This is a genomic window from Vibrio sp. R15-SG3-ISO1A (genome assembly GCF_059833955.1).
The window spans coordinates 61,516-81,414 of record NZ_JCBDGH010000070.1 but is presented as its reverse complement, the minus strand read 5'-3'; the positions used below and the strand labels follow the sequence as shown (position 1 = coordinate 81,414).

Below are 19,899 nucleotides of genomic sequence, written 5' to 3'. Positions count from 1 at the left end.
AATTATATTACAGCTCACATTAAGCAACTGAAAGTAGTGTAATAAAAACCTGCAATAAAAATGTCATATAAAGATCTTAGCTTGGCTACCTGTTTGGTCTTATTAAGTCCTTACTCTATAGCGCCCCTTAGAGAAGGCACGTTGCAAAGGTTGGGTTATGAGTGCTGAAAAACTGTATATCGAAAAAGAGCTTAGTTGGCTGTCGTTTAATGAACGCGTCCTTCAAGAAGCAGCGGATAAAGAGGTGCCACTCATCGAAAGAATTCGATTTTTAGGCATATTTTCCAACAACTTGGACGAGTTTTATAAAGTTCGATTTTCCGATGTCAAACGTCGTATCTTGATCAATCAAGAGCGCGGTGGCAGTGACAATCCCAAACACCTGCTGAGCAAAATGCAGAGCAAAGCGCTCAAACTGAATGATAAATTTGATGAGCTCTACTCTGAGCTGATCCGCGAAATGGCGCGTCGGCGGATTTTTTTAGTCAACGAAACTCAGCTCAGTGACGCACAACAAAAGTGGGTAAAAAAGTATTTTCGCAATGAAGTGGTTCCGCATATCACCCCGCTTTTGATGCGTGACGACATCGATGTGCTGCAATTCCTAAAAGATGAATACGCCTACATCGCTGTCGACTTACGCAAAGGCGAACACAATCAATATGCCTTGATAGAGATCCCCACCGACCACTTGCCTCGCTTTGTCATGGTGCCAGAACAGAAAGGCAAACGGCGCAAAACCATCATTCTTCTCGATAACATCATCCGATACTGTTTGGATGAACTCTTCAGTGGCTTTTTTGAGTATGACGAGCTAAACGGCTACGCGATGAAAATGACGCGTGACGCCGAATACGACCTCAGTCACGAAGTCGAGCACAGCCTTCTTGAGCAAATGTCTGAAGGGGTCAGTCAGCGCTTAACCGCGATGCCGGTTCGCTTTGTCTATGAGCGTGACATGCCCACCGAAATGCTGAGCTTTTTGTGCGATAAGCTGAAAATCTCCAACTACGACAGTTTGATCCCAGGTGGCCGCTACCACAACTTTAAAGACTTTATTGGTTTTCCCAATGTGGGCCGTGACTACCTCGAAAACAAACCCTTACCGCCGATGAAATGCGCCGATTTCGACGGGTATGCCAACGCCTTTGATGCCATCAAAGCGCAAGATATCTTACTCTATTACCCCTATCACACATTTGAGCACATCAGCGAAATGGTGAGGCAGGCATCGTTCGATCCGAAAGTACTGAGCATCAAGATCAATATTTATCGCGTTGCCAAAGATTCGCGCCTGATGAACTCGATTATCGATGCGGTGCACAATGGCAAAAGTGTCACAGTGATTGTAGAGCTTCAGGCTCGATTTGATGAAGAAGCCAACATTGAGTGGTCGCGGATTCTGACCGAAGCCGGCGTGCATGTCATTTTTGGCGCGCCCGGATTAAAAATCCACTCTAAATTGCTCTTGATTACACGCCGCGAAGATGACGACATCGTCCGCTATGCGCACATCGGCACCGGCAACTTCCATGAAAAAACCGCCCGTATCTACACCGATTTCTCGCTTCTCACCGCAGACCCTGAGCTCACCAACGAAGTGCGCAATGTGTTTGGCTACATTGAGAACCCGTATCGACCGGTGCGCTTCAATCACTTAATTGTCTCACCACAAAACTCTCGCAAGCAGCTCTATCGCCTCATCGACGCAGAAATTGCCAATGCGAAAGAGGGTAAAAAAGCCGCTATTACGCTGAAAGTCAACAACCTAGTGGATCGCGGACTGGCAAATAAACTCTACGGCGCGAGCAGCGCAGGGGTAGAGATAAAGATGATCATTCGCGGCATGTGCTCTTTGGTGCCGGGTATTGATGGCGTGAGCGACAACATCAAAATCATCAGCATCGTCGACCGATTCTTAGAACACCCGCGCGTTCTCATCACGCACAATGATGGAGACCCCAAAGTGTACATCTCATCAGCAGATTGGATGACACGGAATATCGACTATCGGATCGAAGTCGGTGCTCCAGTGCGTGACGAACGTCTTAAACAGCGCATTATCGATATCATCAACATCCACTTTACCGATACAGTAAAGGCGAGGTGGATAGACAAAGAGATGAGCAATACCTATGTGCCACGCGGAAACCGAAAGAAAATTCGCTCACAGATTGCCATTTACGACTATCTTAAGAATGTAGAAAAACAGACAAAGAAACAGAAAGAGCTTTCAATCACTCATGACCCAAACACCGGAAATTCGTGATGTTGCCGCGATTGACCTTGGCTCAAACAGCTTCCACATGGTGGTCGCCAAAGTTGTAGACCAAGACTTGCAACTGGTAAGTCGACACAAGCAGCGAGTCCGTCTCGCAGCTGGGTTAGATGCACAAAAAAATTTAGACAACGCCGCCATTGAACGTGGCTTAGAATGTTTGACCATCTTCGCTGAGCGACTGCAAGGGTTTGAGGAGAGCAATGTGCGTATCGCCGCAACGCACACCCTACGTCAAGCCAACAACGCGCATATCTTTTTGCAGCGAGCCCGTGACGTACTGCCCTTTCCCATCGAGATCATCCCCGGTATTGAAGAAGCACGCCTAATTTATCTGGGGGTTGCCCACACGCAACCGGCCTCTGACTCCAAATTGGTGGTAGACATTGGCGGTGGCAGTACCGAAATGATCATAGGGCAAGGCTTCGAACCGCATTTAGTCAACAGTAAGCAGATGGGGTGCGTCAGCTTTACTAAGCACTATTTCAAAAACAACAGGCTGTCGAAGAAGAACTTTGCCAAAGCGACCTTAGCCGCGGAGCAAAAGTTGGAGTCCATTGCCCATCAATATCGCAAGAAAGGCTGGGAAGTCGCGTTTGGCTCCTCAGGGACCATTAAGGCCATTCGTGATGTACTGGTCGGAATGGGCTTTGAAGATGGCATTATCGACAGCAAACGACTCGACAAGCTCATCGAAAAACTGTGTGAGTGGGAGACGATTGATGACATCAACCTCACCGGCCTCACACCGGAACGTCAGCCTGTGTTTGCGGCGGGTGTGGCGATCCTTGCCGCCATTTTCAAAGATTTCAAAATCAACGAAATGCACTTTTCAGAGGGCGCACTGCGAGAAGGCTTACTCTACGAAATGGAATCGCGCTTTAAGCGCTCCGACATCCGCATGCGCACCACGGAAAACCTTGCCAGTAAACATCTGGTCGATCTAGAGCATGCGGCCAAAGTCAAAGGCCATGCCCGCGAGTTTTTGGATCAAACCCACCAAGAGCTTGGCATTAACAAACACTCTGAGCTGTTTGATTTGCTCGAATGGAGCGCGTTATTGCATGAAGTAGGGCTTAGCATCAGCTTACAAGCCTTCCACCGCCATTCGGCTTACATTCTCAAACATACCTACATGCCTGGCTTTAACCGAGAGCAGCAAACCATTCTCGCCATGTTAGCGCGCTTTCAGCGCAAAGCGTTAAAGCTCAATGAAATGGAAGAGTTTTCGCTGTTTAAGAAAAAGCACGTCATCAGTTTAATTCGCATTCTGCGCCTCGCCATCTTGCTCAACGGTCAGCGCAACGATGACCCACTGCCAGCCCTGACACTGAAAGTCGATGGCGACAGTTGGACCTTGAAGTGTGATGAAGCCCAGTGGTTGGAACACAACAAGCTGCTCCATGCCGATCTGCTTTGCGAGCAAGAATACTGGAACAGTGTCGGCTGGGAACTGACCTTTTAGACTCAGTCTCTCTCATAAAACGAAAAAACGCCGCGTTATAAGTGAACGCGGCGTTTGTTTAACCTTATGATGACGACGTCTTCGTCATTTCAATTACGTAGAGAAAGGCCGACTTTTTCTAATTCCTGCTGCGCGATTTCAGGCGATAGAGGGACATAACCATCTTTGCTCACCAGAGCTTGCCCTTGTTTAGAGTAAATAAAGCGAATGAACTCTCGCTCGATCGGAGGCAGCGGTTTGTCAGGATGCTTGTTGACATACACATACAGGTAACGCGACAAAGGGTACCGACCAGTCAAAATGTTTTGATAACTCGGCGCGATGTAATCCTCGCCCTCTTTGGCAATCGGCAGCAGCTTCACACCTGACACTTGATAGCCTACGCCAGAGTAGCCGATCGTATTGATCGCAGAGGCCACCGATTGGACGACCGATGCCGATCCCGGCTGCTCATTGACGTTATTTTTAAAGTCACCGCCGCATAAGGCGTTGTTTTTAAAATAGCCGTACGTACCGGAGACCGAGTTGCGACCAAACATTTGAATCGCACGCTTTGCCCATTGGTAGTCGAGTCCTAGTTGGGTCCAAAACTCGATACTCTCCGTACCGCCACAACGTAAAGTCGCGGAAAAAATACGATCAAGCTGAGAAAAATTGAGCCCTTCAATCGGATTGTCGCGGTGGACAAAAACGCCAATCGCGTCGATGGCGACGCGTAACTCTGTGGGTTTGTAACCATGCTCGCGCTCAAAGGCCTCAATTTCACGGTTGCGCATTTCGCGGCTCATCGGGCCAAATTGCGCCGTTCGCTCAGTTAATGCTGGGGGAGCGGTGGAAGAACCAGACGCCTGGACTTGACCATTAATACTGGGATAAATCAGCGTAAACTCTTCCATCCATAAGGTGGTCATACCGGCAAGCGTATCAGAGCCAACACTGCTCAGGCTTCCGCTAACGCCGCGTACTTTTTGATACTCTTGCAATCCTATCGCTCGAGCAGGGCCAGTCAATAGCCCCAATACCGCCACACCAATCGTGATGATGATTGGCCACGCTTTTTGGCGCCCCATTACTTCACCACCAAACGTTTTGGCAACAAGAAGGAGAACTTACTGCCCACACCGACTTGCGACTCAATTTCAAGATGTGAATCGTGGTGGGTTAACGCATGTTTAACGATGGCAAGACCGAGTCCACTTCCGCCGGTATCACGCGAGCGTGCCTTATCCACTCGGTAAAAACGCTCGGTTAAACGGTGAATATGCTGTTTCTCGATCCCTTCACCGCTGTCTTCCACTTCAAGCCTCGCCCCTTGTGCCGTTTCATACCAACGCACATTGACCGTTGCACCGGCTGGGGTGTATTTCACGGCGTTATAGACCAGATTAGAAATAGCGCTGCGCAATTGATCTTCGTCACCAAGCACTCGTAACGTGTCATCGACATCAAAGTGGAGCTGATGGTTATGCTCGCCACTGAGGCTCGCCGCTTCTTTCTCAAGCACATCCAGCATCGCGGGGACGTTCACGACATCTTCAAGCTCATGCATGGGCGCCGCTTCGATCTTAGAGAGGGTCAACAACTGATTGACCAAACTGTTCATGCGGTTTAGCTGCTCGGTCATCACGCCGTGTGCCTTACTCCACATCGGGCCGACCACCATGTCTGGGTCTTCCGTCATTTCCAGGTACCCTTGCAGCACGGTCATCGGCGTACGAAGTTCATGAGACACGTTGGCGAAGAAGTTGCGGCGCATCCCCTCAAGCTGCTTGAGCTGAGTGACGTCACGCACCACCATCAAGTGCTCCCCTTCGGTATAAGGCACAATACGTAGTTCGAGCATTCGCTCGACGTTCAACGGTGAACGCATTTCCAGAGGGACAGAGAAATCTTGCTTATTGAGATATTTGATGAAATCAGGGGTACGAATTAGATTCGATATCGGCTGGCCCGAATCATCTGGCCAGCGAAATCCAAGCAGATGCTGGGCGAGTTTGTTGCACCAGACAATGTTGCCTTCACTGCGAAACACCACGACTGCATCGGGTAGGGATTCGGCACCGTTGCGGAAACGGCGGATAAGATTGGTCAGCTCTTTGCGCTTTTTTCGCTGACGCTGCTGCAAGCGGTAAATGCCATTAAATAGCGACTCCCAGTTACCAGACCCCGACGGTGGCGTCAGGCGCTTTTCGTCCCACAGCCAAGCAGATAAACGTATTTGATTGTGCAGATGCCACAGCAACTGAATCGCCGTCGCGGCTAAAAACAGCCACGGCAGATAACCGAATACCCAACCAATGAGTACCCAAGGGGTGTAAAAAAAAGCCAGCTCCCAGGCCAGCTTTTTCCAAGTTAACCGTTCTACCACTTACCTCTCCGTTTTGCTTTCCTTATGACCTCACACGCTTAATGTGATTATGCTTTGGTGGAGAAGCGATAACCTGCACCGCGCACTGTTTGGATCAACTTATCGTGCCCGGCGGCTTCGAGTGCTTTGCGTAAACGACGGATATGAACGTCAACCGTACGATCTTCCACGTACACGTTGGTTCCCCAGACGTTATTGAGCAACTGCTCGCGGCTGTAGACACGCTCTTGGTGAGTCATAAAGAAGTGCAACATTTTGAATTCCGTTGGCCCCATATCGACAGGCTCATCGTTCGCTGTCACACGGTGAGAAACGGGATCCAATTTGAGTCCTTGAACATCAATCACATCTTCCAGCGCAGTGGGCGTCACGCGGCGAATCACCGCTTTAAGCCTCGCCACCAGCTCTTTCGGTGAAAATGGTTTGGTGATGTAATCATCCGCACCCACTTCAAGGCCACGAACCTTGTCTTCTTCTTCACCACGCGCTGTTAGCATCACTACCGGAATGTTGCGTGTCAGCTCTTCACGCTTCATGTGTTTGATGAAATTAATACCGCTGCCGCCAGGGAGCATCCAATCTAGCAGAACTAGATCTGGGAAGGGTTCAGCCAATTTGGTTACTGCAGTATCGTAATCTTCTGCTTCTACTGCTTGGTAACCTTTTTGTTCAAGAACAAAACACAGCATTTCACGAATTGGTGCCTCGTCTTCAACAACCAGAATCCTTCTAGACATAATCATTTAACCTTATGTTCGTTGAGTTTACTCAATGATTAGGGCGGGCAGCCTGCCGCCTCTTGATGCATAGGCATTATTACTAGCAATTATGACACTTTTGTGACCTTTGAAAACAAATTTTCATATAACTTTTATTCTGGATTCATCTTCATATTTTGCATTTCGGCTAAGACAATCTGGTTGAAATTCCTTATTATTGCCGACTTACTTGTAGCACTAGAGAGATCATATGTGGTTTAAAAACTGTCTGGTTTATCGCTTTAACCGCGATATTGAGTTCAATGCAGACCAATTAGAAAAACAGCTCCAAGAGTTTCGTTTTACGCCATGTGGCAGCCAAGACAAGCAAAAATTCGGTTGGGTCACCGCCATGGGGAAACACGGCGACATGATGACGCACGTTTCCGAAAACCGCATTCTTATCTGCGCCAAGAAAGAAGAGAAAATGTTGCCCGCTTCCGTGATCAAAGAGTCACTGAACGCTAAAGTGGATGCCATGGAAGCGCAAGAAGGTCGACCACTGAAAAAGAAAGAAAAAGAGACCTTAAAAGACGACATCGTGATGGATTTGCTACCGCGTGCCTTTAGCCGCAGTAACCACACCTATGTGCTGATTTTGCCGAGCGAAGGCTTTATTTTGGTGGATGCGAGCAGCTACAAAAAAGCCGAAGATGTCTTAGCTCTACTGCGTAAAACCATGGGAAGCTTACCCGTCGTGCCTGCCATCCCGGAAAAACCGCTCGAACTTACAATGACAGAATGGGTAAAAAGCGGCGATCTCCCAGCAGGCCTAAAAATGCTTGACGAGGCCGAACTAAAATCGGTACTGGAAGAAGGCGGTATTATCCGTTGTAAGAAGCAAGAGCTGACCAGTGATGAGATTCGCAGCCACATTGAAGCGGATAAGCAAGTCACCAAACTCGCCTTGTGGTGGCAAGAGCGCTTGGAGTTTATTTTGGCCGACGACGGCAGCATCAAACGCCTCAAGTTTTCAGATGAACTGAGAGATCAGAACGAAGATATTCCTCGTGAAGATCAAGCGGCGCGCTTTGATGCCGACTTTTCACTGATGTGCGGCGAAATGAGCACCTTCTTACCGGATCTCTACCGCATGCTCGGTGGACTACCGCACCCGAACGCGTAATCTTCTGCCCCTAACTCTCTTCAGCGCCTTCGCTTCGAAGGCGTTTCATTACTCTCTCTTATGTTTTCCTAGTCACCACAGCGTATTTGACGTAAAATTTGCGCCCCTGATTCCATATGGTGGAATCGGCCTGACTTGAGATCAGATTGAAGAGAAATGACTATGACCACTGAGAAAGCTTTTGTTCCTGAGCTACTGTCACCGGCAGGCAGCTTGAAAAACATGCGTTATGCCTTTGCCTACGGCGCTGATGCCGTTTACGCGGGCCAACCTCGTTACAGCCTGCGCGTTCGTAACAACGAGTTCAACCACGAAAACCTAAAAATCGGTATCGATGAAGCGCATGCGCTGGGTAAAAAACTCTACGTGGTGTGCAACATCCAGCCGCACAACTCAAAGCTAAAAACCTTTATCCGCGACCTTAAGCCTGTGGTCGAAATGGGCCCAGACGCCTTAATCATGTCTGACCCAGGTCTGATTATGATGGTACGTGAAGCCTTCCCTGATATGCCAATCCACTTATCAGTACAAGCGAACGCGGTGAACTGGGCGACGGTAAAATTCTGGGCTGCCAACGGTGTTGAACGCGTGATTGTTTCTCGTGAGCTTTCTCTAGAAGAGATCGAAGAGATCCGTGAACACTGCCCTGAAACAGAGCTCGAAGTCTTTGTTCACGGTGCACTTTGCATGGCGTATTCTGGTCGCTGTCTGCTTTCTGGCTACATCAACAAGCGTGATCCGAACCAAGGGACATGTACGAACGCATGTCGTTGGGAATACAAAGTTGAGCAAGGCAAAGAAAACGACACTGGCGACATCGTTGAGAAGTTTGATCCATCACAGGCCCAGCCTGTTGAAGTTCAAGACGAGCGCCCTGAAACCACGATTGGTCGTGGCAAACCAACCGACGAAGTGGTGCTGCTTTCTGAAGCTCACCGTCCAGAAGAAAAGATGGCCGCTTACGAAGATGAGCACGGCACTTACATCATGAACTCGAAAGATCTCCGTGCGGTTCAGCACGTTGAGCGTCTAACGAAGATGGGTGTTCACTCGCTGAAAATCGAAGGCCGCACTAAGTCTTTCTACTACTGTGCGCGCACCGCGCAAGTCTACCGTAAAGCGATCGATGATGCGGTTGCAGGTCGTCCGTTTGATGAGAGCCTGATGGGCACGCTTGAAAGCCTCGCTCACCGTGGTTACACCGAAGGCTTCCTTCGCCGTCACACGCACGATGCTTACCAAAACTACGACTACGGCTACTCTGTTTCCGATTCTCAGCAGTTTGTCGGTGAGTTTACCGGTAAACGTCGCGGTGACATGGCAGAAGTGGAAGTGAAGAACAAATTCGTTGTGGGTGATAGCCTTGAGCTTATGACACCTAAAGGCAATGTAGTCTTCACGCTTGAAGCGATGGAAAACCGCAAGTCTGAGTCTATCGATGACGCAAAAGGCAATGGCCACTTTGTCTTCATTCCAGTCCCACAGGATTTGGATCTGGAATTTGGTCTATTGATGCGTAACCTTAATGCTGGTCAGGATACCCGTAACCCAACAGGTAAATAACCATGGCGTTGCTGATCACGGATAAGTGCATTAACTGCGATATGTGTGACCCTGAGTGCCCTAACGGCGCTATCTCTATGGGCGACAGCATATTCGAGATCGACCCTGATCTCTGTACAGAGTGTAAAGGGCACTACGACAAACCCACCTGTCAGTCTGTGTGTCCGATCACCAAATGCATTATCACGGACCCAAACCATATTGAGACCGAAGAGGAACTGCTCGAAAAGTTCGTCATCATTCAAGGGTTAGCCTAATACCAAAAAACGCCGCTCATCGAAGCGGCGTTTTTTATGTTAGTCAGCGTTATTTATAACTGAGCTCTGTGGCTTTGCCTTTAAATATGCGATACACCGCAAAGGTGTAGAGCAATATCATCGGCATCACCACAACCACACCATAGCCGACGATGATCAACGTCGCATCTGAAGAGGCCGCTTGGCGAGCCTCCATAATTCCAGGTACCACTTGCGGAAAGAAACTGTACGCTAGCCCCAAAAAGCTCAGTGCATAAATCACCACAGCACCAATAAAAGGCCAACGCGCGCCCCAATCATCACTGGTCGGAACTCGACGTAAGTATCGGTCAACTAAGTAGATTGTCGTCAAAACCACCAAAGGCACCGGGGCAAGCAGCAGAATTTCCGGAAAGCTGAACCAACGTTGCGCTACCTGTTGGTTGACTAGCGGGTTAACAATGCTGACCGAGATTATCCCTAGCGCAGCAATCCAGCCCGCTCTGCGTGACCAACGCGCAGCTCTGACTTGCAATCTTCCTTCCGTTTTGAGAACCAACCAAGCACCGCCAATGTAGACATAGGCGCACGCAACACAAAGACTACTGAGAAACGCAAACCCGTAAGCTTGTGCCGATGCTTCGAACCCCATGATGTACCTTCCCACCATGTATCCTTGGGTCAGTGCCGCGAGCAATGATCCCAATTTAAAACAATTATCCCACCGCTGCTTATAGTCCGCTTTGGCCTTGGCTCGAAAATCAAACGCGACACCTCGCATGATCAATGCAATCAGCATGAAGGCGGTCGGTAAATAGAGCTCGGTAAAAATCAGACTGTGCGCACTAGGGAAGGCTATCAACAGTATCCCAACCGCCAATACAAGCCAAGTCTCATTGGCATCCCAGAACGGTCCAATCGACGCAATCATTCTGTCTCGCTGATCTTCATCGTTGCTAGGAAGGAGCATACCTACCCCGAGATCATAACCATCCAACACTGCATACATAAATACGGTGAAGCCAAGGATCAACAGATAAACTTCTGGTAAATAGTTCAACATTAGCATACCCCTTGTTGTACTGTTGCCGTAACTTTGTGGGCATCAACGTCCTTACGAGCGAGATAAAACAAGGTGTGGATGTACGCCAGAAGAAGAGCAGCATAAACGACAAGATACATCGACAAGGAGATCATCACATTCGATGGTGCCAATGGTGTGACCGCTTCTGCCGTTCTCAGTACACCAGTGACAAGCCAAGGTTGACGTCCTATCTCTGTGACATACCAACCTGCGAGCGTCGCTATCCACCCAGAAAACGTCATGGCGACCACGACATAGAGGTAGGGCCTCGGCAGGTCTCGAGCTCGGAGCAAGCGATAACCACCAAACCAACTTACTGCTAGCATCAATAGTCCGACCCCAACCATGACCCGAAAGCCAAAAAATAGCGGCTTTACTGGTGGGTGATTGGGTGCAAAGTCATTGAGGCCGACAATTTCCCCATCAAGCGAATGAGTGAGAATCAAACTCGCCAAATGTGGGATCCCTAGCGCGAATTCGTTCTGACGCAGCTCTTCATTTGGCCAAGCAAACAGGAGCAGCGGAGCGCCTTGCTCTGTTTCCCATACTCCTTCCATCGCCGCAATCTTCGCCGGTTGATGCTCTAAGGTGTTCAAGCCGTGCAAGTCACCGACAAAAATCTGAACAGGAATGAATAACGCCGCCGCTAACAGTGAAACTCTCAATCCAAGCTTGGCTGCACGATGGCTAGGTTGCTTAATAAGCTGATAGGCACTGATGCCTGCGATCAAAAAGCTTGCGGTCAAACCAGACGCCAATAGGGTATGCGCAAACCGATAAGGCAAAGAGGGGTTGAAGATGACGTCCTTCCAACTGGTGACATGCACCACACCATCGATGACTTCATACCCAGCTGGCGTATGCATCCAACTATTCAGTACCAGAATCCAAAACGCCGACATGGTCGTGCCGACCGCCACCAAGACGGTGGCCAAAGTATGGAACCAGTCGGGCACACGGCCTCGACCAAACAGCATCACGCCAAGAAAGGTCGCCTCCATAAAAAAGGCCGTCATTACTTCGTAGCCCAGCAGAGGACCTGCAACATTACCCACACGCTCCATAAAGCCCGGCCAATTAGTGCCAAACTGAAAACTCATCGTAATGCCTGAGACAACACCGAGTGCGAATGTGAGTGCAAACACCTTGACCCAAAAGTAATAGACATCGAGCCAAACTGGCGCTTGCGTTCGGTTGTAGCGCCATTTGAAAAACACCAACATCCATGCCAGAGCGATGGTGATGGTTGGGAATAAAATATGAAAACTAATATTGGTCGCAAACTGGATTCGCGACAACATGAGGGTATCTAACATCTCACTACCTCAACAGCTAATAACCCAAATTAAATCGAAATTTCTGAAAATTTCTTACGGATATCGGCGGGTATTGGATCGGATACTCATGAATATCGCCCGAGTAGCGCACTTTTTATCTTATTTAGAAGAAAACATGAAAACGAATGACAGGATTCAAGACTGTTCTGCTAGTAATGCCAAACATTGGCCGGGTGGTACTTTCGGCGTTTTCTTTTTGTTTGTCGTGCTCGGTGTTGGCGTTTTGATGGCAGGTTTGGGCTGTGGTTTCCAACTGGCAAGCTCTGCGCCGCAACCATCCCCCGCAGGAGGCGCGGCTTGAGGTTGACAGGCATCACTGCCCTTAGGGCAGCGAAGCCGAACATGCATATGGTAATGATGCCCCCACCAAGGCCTAACTTTGCGAAGCCATGTTCTGTCTTGGCTCTCTTCGCTGCGGCACAAGGTGTCTTTGATAACGGGGTGAACAAAAATTCGAGCGACGTCGTCATCACTGGCTGCAAGCTTGATCAAATCAAAATGACGACGGTCCCAGCTCGCTTTCACTAAGCGGTATTGCTCAAGGTTGACCACGCTCACAGGCTCTGGTTTGGCCAACTGAGGGGAACTCAATGGCGCATCTGCCAACCTAAGCCAAATGTCGATATCGAGCCCCGTTTGATGACTTGAATGGCCCGACGAAAAGCGACCACCTTGTGGCAGCGAGAGATCGCCAATCAAGAGCGAGGTGTTCAACGTTCGATGCACTTGCTCAGCCAAATGTTCGATGTAGCGAATCGCACTGGGGTGAGCGTAGTATCGAGCGCGCTGGCTGCGCAGCACTTGATACCCTTCCCCTTCAAGCGGTAGCGCCTTGGCCCCGGCTAAGCAGCCATTGGCGTAGCTTCCTATCGCCTGCGGCTGAGATTGAGACGGAGATGAAATGGCCTCCCAAGGCGTGGCACTGACCGATGAGCCAAAGCTCATCATCAAGGCGATAGGTAGAAAGGCGATAAGTCGCCAAATCGTCCCTGTTTGCATGACTCGTCCCTTCCCTCAATTCACCGTTGCCACTCAGCGTTTAATAATGGTCACCATTATCATAATAGCCGCTGGCTTCAAGCGCCGTGAAAATTACCGCCACATCGACCTCTTCGCCAAGCACGCCGCGAACCTGACGAGTAATGATGCTCGCGACCGCATCTTGGGTCTCTTGGCCGCGATCAAACCACAACACTTCGACAAACGGATACGCTTGGCTGACCTCTCCATCGTAAAAAAACGTGGTATAGATGTATTCAAAGGTGAAATCCTCTTTGGGGCAATCCATATGCGGTTGCAGCTCATCAAGCAGTGTTGAGGATAAGGTTTGAACCGTTTGCGGCTCCACTGCTCGAAAACGTAGATGAGGCATAGATAAGATCCTATTGTTGAGTTTGCTCCATAATAACAAGATATTGAGCAATGCCCATCGCATTCCTGCATGCGACGACCTCTAACATTATCGTGGCTCGAACGTCACGCGAAGAACCCCATCCTGACTGACGATCACCGCTCGCCAATCTGGATGTTGATAGACCAGGCGCTGGGTCGACAGAGGCGAGGCTTGTCCCAGAAGCCGCACTATTTTGGTTTCGACCTCTTGGTTTGACGCAAGCGTGAGTTCTGTCTCGATATTTAAACTCTGATCATCGATGGTGACGTGGTTGAGCACAAAACCATCTTGGCGAAGATGTAACTGCAGCCGACTCCATTGATGGGTTGAAAACGATGACAGTAATGTGATTGAGAACGTTGCGCCGTCTAAGGTGGCTTCAGCGATATAGTGCTCTTTGTGGTAGTCCAGCGCCATCTCACACCAAGTATCGCGCTCACACGCCTGCCAAGTTTCCTGGATCTCTTGGCGTATTGCATCGCCATTCAATATCGGTATCAACAGCGTATTGGCGCAGGCCAGTGGACTCACCAGCATCACTATCAACAATCGAATTCTCATCACTCTTCCTTCGGTGAGTAGGAACAAAAAAGCCGCTGACATCAGCGGCTTTGGAGTATCTCAAATAGAGGTAGCGAGCACGGAGAATGCAAGAGAGCCATTAAGGCATCTCATCAAACTCAGCGCCCTCTTTTTCAACTTGAGGTGGCATCAGGTGCTCTCGGGTGATACCCAGCTTCAATGCCAGCGCAGAAGCGACATAGATAGAAGAGTAGGTACCCACTGTGATACCAAGCAATAGCGCAGTGGCAAAACCGTGAATCATCGCACCACCTTGGGTGAACAAGGCGATCACCACAAACAAGGTCGTGCCCGAAGTGATCAAGGTACGGCTCAGTGTTTGGGTAATGGAGTTGTTCATGACCTCAGCCGATTCGCCTTTACGCATCTTGCGGAAGTTTTCACGGATACGGTCAAAGACAACAATCGTATCGTTGAGCGAGTAGCCGACCACCGTTAGCAAGGCTGCGACAATGGTAAGATCCACTTCAATTTGCATCAAAGAGAAGATGCCCAAGGTGATGATAACGTCGTGCGCCAAGGCAAGTACCGCGCCCGCCGCCAAACGCCACTCAAAGCGCACCGAGACGTAAATCAAGATACAGATCAGCGACACCAAGATCGCCAGACCGCCCGCTTCTGTCAGCTCATCACCCACGTTCGGGCCGACAAACTCGATACGTCGCATCTCTACGTTTTCACCCGTGCCCTCTTTAATGGCACTGATGATTTGGTTGCCTAAGGTTTCGCCAGAAGCGTCATCACGAGGACGCAAACGCACCATGACATCACGGGCACTACCAAAGTTTTGCACCGTAGCGTCACCGAAGCCTTTGGCATCAAGCGCACCACGAATCTCTTCAAGGTTTGCCGGTTGCTCAAAACCCACTTCAATCAGCGTACCGCCAGTGAAGTCTAAGCCCCAATTCAACCATTTAGTTGATAGCGTGAAGAGCGCCGCAGCGATCATTACAATAGACAGCGCAAATGCTGCCTTTGACCAACGCATAAAGTCGATCGTTTTCTCTGCTTTTAGAATCTGAAACATACGTATTCCTAGCCCTAGATCGACAGTTTATTAATGCGCTTACCGCCGTACAGTAGGTTAACCACACAACGGGTACCGACGATAGCAGTAAACATGGAGGTCAAAATACCGATAGACAGCGTGACCGCAAAACCTTTGATGGCACCAGTACCGACGGCAAACAAGATAATAGCGGTGATCAACGTCGTGATGTTTGCATCCGCAATAGTACTGAACGCGTTGGCGTAACCTTGGTGAATCGCTTGTTGTGGATTGCGTCCATCACGCAGCTCTTCTCGGATACGCTCAAAAATCAGCACGTTGGCATCCACCGCCATACCGACCGTCAAGACAATACCGGCAATCCCTGGCAGCGTCATGGTCGCCCCTGGAATCATCGACATTACCCCAATGATCAGCACCAAGTTCGCCATCAGCGCCATGTTGGCAATCAAGCCAAACTTGCGGTAGTAGAACAAAGTAAACAGCATCACTGCGACCATACCCCAAATACACGCTTGGACACCCATATCGATGTTCTGCTGTCCCATTGATGGACCAATGGTACGCTCTTCGACAATCGAGATTGGCGCAATCAGAGCGCCCGCACGGAGTAGCAACGCAAGGTTGTGCGCTTCGGCGGCTGAATCGATACCAGTGATGCGGAAGTTACGTCCAAGTGCCGATTGAATGGTCGCTTGGTTGATCACTTCTTCATGCTTAGACAGAATCACTTTGCCTTCAGGAGTGCGTTTACCGCTGTCTTTGTACTCTGCAAATACCGTTGCCATCAGCTTACCGATATTTTGACGCGAGAACGCCGACATCTTGTTGCCACCTTCACTGTCGAGTGAGATGTTCACCTGTGGGCGACCGTACTCATCCACGCTGGAGCTCGCATCCGTGATGCTTGAACCACCAAGAATGACACGCTTTTTCAGCACGACAGGGCGACCATCACGATCTTGCTTGATTTCACTGCCCGCTGGCGCGCGGCCACTGGCAGCGGCCGCAAGGTCAGCGCTCGCATCCACTTCACGGAACTCAAGCGTCGCCGTCGCACCGAGAATTTCTTTCGCGCGAGCGGTGTCTTGTACGCCCGGAAGCTCGACCACAATGCGGCTTGCACCTTGACGCTGAACCAATGGCTCCGCAACACCCAGTTCGTTCACACGGTTACGCAAAATCGTAATGTTCTGCTCGACCGCGTAGTTGCGAATTTCGGTGAGGCGTTGCTCGGTAAAGGTTGCTTTGAGTGCAAAGCGGCTCTCGCTGCCTGACTCCACAAACAACATGTCAGGGTGTAGACCTTCGAGAACACGTTTCGCTTGCGCTAGCTGCTCGCCGTCACGAAGCAGCACTTCGACCGCATCTTTGCCCAGTGGGCGAATGGCGCGATAACGAATTTTCTCTTCGCGAAGCTCACTACGAAACGCTTCTTCTTGCTGGCCGACGAGTTTTTCCATCGCCGCGTCCATATCCACTTCCATCAGGAAGTGAACACCACCACGCAGGTCTAGACCTAACTTCATTGGCGCAGCGCCAATCGCTTCTAGCCAGTCCGGTGTGGAAGGTGCGAGGTTAAGCGCGACAATCGTATCGTTACCGAGCGCTTCGCTGATGACGTCGCGCGCACTGATTTGCGTATCGGTACTCGTAAAGCGTACAAGGATGGATCCATTTTCTAGAGCAATGGATTTATGAGATAAGCCCTCTTTTTCAAGAGCTTGAGTGACAGAGTCCAGCGTTGACAGATCAACAGAGGCGCCGCGCGCCCCTGTCACTTGAATTGCCGGATCTTCACCGTATAAATTCGGAAGTGCGTACAACGCAGCGATAGCGATGGTTAGCACCACCATCAAATACTTCCATAACGGATAGCGGTTAAGCACAGCGAGGATCCTCTAGCTGTTTATAGAGATTTCAGCGTACCTTTTGGTAGCACTGCAGTCACGAAGTCTTTCTTGATCACAACTTCGTTATTCGCGTTGAGTTCGATTGAGATGTAATCGTTGTCTTCTGCAATCTTAGTGATCTTACCCACTAGACCACCGCTCGTCAGCACTTCGTCACCTTTGCCCATAGAAGCCATTAGGTTCTTGTGCTCTTTCACACGCTTAGACTGTGGGCGGTAGATCATGAAGTAAAAGATAACCGCGAACATACCTAGCATGATCAACATTTCGAAACCGCCACCTGCTGGTGCGCCTTCAGCGGCTGCGTGAGCTTGAGAAATAAACATTAAAATAATCCTCTATTTATATTTTATTGATATCCAAATTGGGCTTTAGCCAAACACTTTCAAGGGTCAGATTAAACAATAGAGATCACCCTCTCAAAAATGCACGCTGTTTGCCTATTTTATTAGCAAAAGCCTCTGACCATAGGTCAAAGGCTTTCAATCGTTATGCTTTCGTCAGTGGCGGCACTTCACGGTCACGACGTGCATAGAACTCTTCCACAAATGCATCAAAGCGGTCTTCATCAATCGCCTTACGGATGCTTGCCATCAAGCGTTGGTAGTAGCGCAAATTGTGAATCGTGTTCAAACGCGCGCCCAAAATCTCATTGCAGCGCTCTAGGTGATGCAAATAGGACTTCGAGTAGTTTTGGCAAGTGTAACAGTCACAGTGTGGATCCAATGGCGTTGTATCCGTTTTGTGTTTTGCATTACGGATCTTGATCACACCGCCAGTGACAAACAGGTGGCCATTACGAGCGTTGCGCGTTGGCATCACACAGTCAAACATGTCAATACCACGGCGAACACCTTCTACCAAATCTTCCGGTTTGCCAACCCCCATTAAGTAACGAGGTTTGTCTTCAGGCAGTTGCGGACAGGTGTGCTCAAGAATGCGGTGCATGTCTTCTTTTGGCTCACCTACGGCCAAACCGCCCACAGCGTAACCATCAAAGCCGATGTCTGTCAGACCTTTCACTGACACATCACGCAAGTCTTCGTACACGCCACCCTGAACAATACCAAAGAGGCTGTTCGGGTTTTCAAGCTTATCAAAATGATCGCGTGAACGCTGCGCCCAACGCAGTGACATTTCCATCGATTTCTTCGCTTCATCGTGTGTCGCTGGGTATGGCGTACACTCGTCAAAGATCATCACAATATCGGAGCCCAGATCGTATTGAATTTCCATCGACTTTTCAGCGTCCATGAAAATTTTGTCACCGTTCACCGGGTTACGAAAGTGAACCCCCTCTTCGGTGATCTTACGAATATCACCAAGACTGAAGACCTGGAAGCCACCAGAGTCAGTCAAAATCGGCCCTTGCCAGTTCATAAAGTCATGCAGGTCACCATGCAGCTTCATCACTTCTTGCCCCGGGCGTAACCACAGGTGGAAAGTGTTACCAAGCAAGATCTCGGCGCCGATCCCTTTTACTTCTTCAGGGGTCATGCCTTTCACCGTACCATAGGTACCCACAGGCATAAACGCTGGCGTTTGCACGGTTCCGCGCTCAAAGGTCAATTGACCACGGCGCGCAACGCCATCTTTTTTCTTAAGTTCAAATGTTAACTTCACGAAGCCTCCAGTGTCAGAGAAACAGTCTGACGGTTTAATATCGCACCAACGCCAATTACGCGTTAGCGCTCTGAGTCTTTTTGGTGATGAACATGGCATCGCCGTAAGAGAAAAAGCGATATTGCTTCTCCACCGCGTGGCGGTAGGCGTTCATCGTATTGTCGTAGCCCGCAAATGCACTCACCAGCATGATGAGCGTCGACTCTGGGAGATGGAAATTGGTGATAAGCGCATCCACCAATTGATACTCATAGCCAGGGTAGATGAAGATTTCCGTATCACCGAAAAATGGCGCCAGTGGCGTGCCTTTTTTCAACGCATCTTGCGCGGCACTTTCTAAAGAGCGTACCGACGTGGTACCAACCGCAATCACTCGACCGCCACGTGCCCGAGTGGCTTGAATCGCCTCGACCACCTCTTGTGGTACTTCAACGTATTCAGCGTGCATGTGGTGGTCATTGATGTTCTCAACCTTCACTGGCTGGAATGTCCCCGCCCCAACGTGCAACGTCACGTAAGCAAATTCTGCCCCTTTCTGAGCGATTTTATCCAGTAGAGGCTGGTCAAAGTGCAAGCCTGCTGTCGGCGCCGCGACTGCGCCGGGTTTTTGGTTGTAAACCGTTTGATAACGCTCTTTGTCTGAATCTTCGTCTGGGCGATCAATGTAAGGTGGCAGAGGCATGTGACCTATCTGCTCTAAGATGGAGAGCACATTGAGATCGGATTGAAAATCGAGTTCAAACAAGGCGTCATGGCGCGCGACCATCAGGGCAGAAAATTCATCATTGTCACCGACAAAAATGGTCGAGCCCGGCTTGGGTGATTTTGAGCAGCGCACATGGGCGAGAATGCGCGTTTCGTCGAGCACTCGCTCAACCAACACCTCAAGTTTGCCGCCCGATGCTTTACGACCAAAGAGGCGCGCGGGAATCACTCGAGTATTGTTAAACACCACTAAGTCGCCAGGCTGAATCTTGTCGAGAACATCGGTAAATGTGCCATCAACCAATTCACCGCTGTTGCCATCCAACTGCAGTAAACGGCTCGCCGTACGCTCTGGTTGTGGGTAACGAGCAATCAGCTCATCAGGCAGGTCAAAATGAAAATCGGATACTTGCATATTACTAGTCTATCGCAGTGCATGAATGAGGCCGCAATGAAGGC

Annotated in this window: 18 protein-coding genes; 5 read left to right on the top strand and 13 right to left on the bottom strand. The window is 49.7% G+C overall.

The genetic code is table 11. The features are described from left to right. Nucleotides 1-157 precede the first annotated feature (157 nt). Together ppk1 and ppx are read left to right on the top strand one after the other, a co-directional pair. Nucleotides 158-2,269 carry a polyphosphate kinase 1 gene (gene ppk1, locus AC6R0L_RS11500; RefSeq protein WP_500629219.1) on the top strand — a complete coding sequence of 704 codons (2,112 nt, stop codon included), beginning with the start codon at nucleotides 158-160 and terminating at the stop codon, nucleotides 2,267-2,269. Beyond that, the gene (ppx, locus tag AC6R0L_RS11495) at nucleotides 2,244-3,743 is read left to right on the top strand and encodes an exopolyphosphatase (protein WP_500629218.1); all 1,500 of its coding nucleotides are present in this window, start codon (nucleotides 2,244-2,246) and stop codon (nucleotides 3,741-3,743) included. The genes ppk1 and ppx overlap by 26 nt, the downstream gene beginning before the upstream one ends. Nucleotides 3,744-3,832: 89 nt before the next feature. Here ppx and AC6R0L_RS11490 read toward each other — a convergent pair whose 3' ends face one another. The 3 genes from AC6R0L_RS11490 to phoB are packed head-to-tail and all read right to left on the bottom strand — an operon-like array spanning nucleotide 3,833 to nucleotide 6,848. Then, nucleotides 3,833-4,813, bottom strand: coding sequence for a PstS family phosphate ABC transporter substrate-binding protein (locus tag AC6R0L_RS11490; protein WP_500629217.1), 981 nt, complete (start codon nucleotides 4,811-4,813; stop codon nucleotides 3,833-3,835). Continuing rightward, nucleotides 4,813-6,111 (bottom strand): phosphate regulon sensor histidine kinase PhoR, encoded by a 1,299-nt coding sequence (phoR, locus tag AC6R0L_RS11485; RefSeq protein ID WP_500629216.1) that lies wholly within the window; start codon nucleotides 6,109-6,111, stop codon nucleotides 4,813-4,815. The genes AC6R0L_RS11490 and phoR overlap by 1 nt, the downstream gene beginning before the upstream one ends. A gap of 47 nt (nucleotides 6,112-6,158) precedes the next feature. After that, on the bottom strand, nucleotides 6,159-6,848 hold the full coding sequence (gene phoB / locus AC6R0L_RS11480) for a phosphate regulon transcriptional regulator PhoB (protein ID WP_334551363.1): 690 nt from the start codon (nucleotides 6,846-6,848) through the stop codon (nucleotides 6,159-6,161). A 232-nt stretch (nucleotides 6,849-7,080) separates the two neighbouring features. On the opposite strand from phoB, the gene rdgC reads away from it, so the two are divergent. The 3 genes from rdgC (at nucleotide 7,081) to AC6R0L_RS11465 (ending at nucleotide 9,815) form a co-directional block, all read left to right on the top strand. After that, a complete protein-coding gene (rdgC, locus tag AC6R0L_RS11475) occupies nucleotides 7,081-7,995 on the top strand; it encodes a recombination-associated protein RdgC (RefSeq protein WP_500629215.1) in 915 nt (304 codons plus the stop codon). A 162-nt stretch (nucleotides 7,996-8,157) separates the two neighbouring features. Then, a complete protein-coding gene (gene trhP, locus AC6R0L_RS11470; protein ID WP_334551365.1) occupies nucleotides 8,158-9,558 on the top strand; it encodes a prephenate-dependent tRNA uridine(34) hydroxylase TrhP in 1,401 nt (466 codons plus the stop codon). Between the two features lie 2 nt (nucleotides 9,559-9,560). Then, nucleotides 9,561-9,815, top strand: a complete 255-nt coding sequence (locus tag AC6R0L_RS11465; protein WP_334551367.1) for a YfhL family 4Fe-4S dicluster ferredoxin — start codon at nucleotides 9,561-9,563, stop codon at nucleotides 9,813-9,815. Nucleotides 9,816-9,864: 49 nt separating this feature from the next. Here AC6R0L_RS11465 and AC6R0L_RS11460 read toward each other — a convergent pair whose 3' ends face one another. The 10 genes from AC6R0L_RS11460 to queA form a co-directional block, all read right to left on the bottom strand. Then, the gene (locus AC6R0L_RS11460; RefSeq protein WP_487901703.1) at nucleotides 9,865-10,857 is read right to left on the bottom strand and encodes a cytochrome d ubiquinol oxidase subunit II; all 993 of its coding nucleotides are present in this window, start codon (nucleotides 10,855-10,857) and stop codon (nucleotides 9,865-9,867) included. After that, on the bottom strand, nucleotides 10,857-12,194 hold the full coding sequence (locus tag AC6R0L_RS11455) for a cytochrome ubiquinol oxidase subunit I (RefSeq protein WP_500627005.1): 1,338 nt from the start codon (nucleotides 12,192-12,194) through the stop codon (nucleotides 10,857-10,859). The genes AC6R0L_RS11460 and AC6R0L_RS11455 overlap by 1 nt, the downstream gene beginning before the upstream one ends. Before the next feature lie 156 nt (nucleotides 12,195-12,350). Then, complete coding sequence (gene mepA / locus AC6R0L_RS11450) at nucleotides 12,351-13,214, bottom strand: penicillin-insensitive murein endopeptidase (RefSeq protein WP_500629214.1); 864 nt, start codon at nucleotides 13,212-13,214, stop codon at nucleotides 12,351-12,353. Nucleotides 13,215-13,254: 40 nt separating this feature from the next. Beyond that, nucleotides 13,255-13,587, bottom strand: coding sequence for a DUF1904 domain-containing protein (locus tag AC6R0L_RS11445; RefSeq protein ID WP_334551370.1), 333 nt, complete (start codon nucleotides 13,585-13,587; stop codon nucleotides 13,255-13,257). An 87-nt stretch (nucleotides 13,588-13,674) separates the two neighbouring features. Beyond that, on the bottom strand, nucleotides 13,675-14,169 hold the full coding sequence (locus tag AC6R0L_RS11440) for a hypothetical protein (RefSeq protein ID WP_500629213.1): 495 nt from the start codon (nucleotides 14,167-14,169) through the stop codon (nucleotides 13,675-13,677). Between the two features lie 100 nt (nucleotides 14,170-14,269). Next, nucleotides 14,270-15,217 carry a protein translocase subunit SecF gene (secF, locus tag AC6R0L_RS11435; RefSeq protein WP_334551374.1) on the bottom strand — a complete coding sequence of 316 codons (948 nt, stop codon included), beginning with the start codon at nucleotides 15,215-15,217 and terminating at the stop codon, nucleotides 14,270-14,272. Between the two features lie 14 nt (nucleotides 15,218-15,231). Beyond that, complete coding sequence (gene secD / locus AC6R0L_RS11430; RefSeq protein ID WP_500629212.1) at nucleotides 15,232-17,088, bottom strand: protein translocase subunit SecD; 1,857 nt, start codon at nucleotides 17,086-17,088, stop codon at nucleotides 15,232-15,234. A 20-nt stretch (nucleotides 17,089-17,108) separates the two neighbouring features. Further along, nucleotides 17,109-17,438, bottom strand: a complete 330-nt coding sequence (gene yajC / locus AC6R0L_RS11425) for a preprotein translocase subunit YajC (RefSeq protein ID WP_334568317.1) — start codon at nucleotides 17,436-17,438, stop codon at nucleotides 17,109-17,111. A 163-nt stretch (nucleotides 17,439-17,601) separates the two neighbouring features. Next, nucleotides 17,602-18,735 (bottom strand): tRNA guanosine(34) transglycosylase Tgt, encoded by a 1,134-nt coding sequence (gene tgt, locus AC6R0L_RS11420; RefSeq protein ID WP_334551378.1) that lies wholly within the window; start codon nucleotides 18,733-18,735, stop codon nucleotides 17,602-17,604. A gap of 55 nt (nucleotides 18,736-18,790) precedes the next feature. Beyond that, nucleotides 18,791-19,855, bottom strand: a complete 1,065-nt coding sequence (gene queA / locus AC6R0L_RS11415; RefSeq protein WP_334551380.1) for a tRNA preQ1(34) S-adenosylmethionine ribosyltransferase-isomerase QueA — start codon at nucleotides 19,853-19,855, stop codon at nucleotides 18,791-18,793. Between the last annotated feature and the right edge of the window lie 44 nt (nucleotides 19,856-19,899).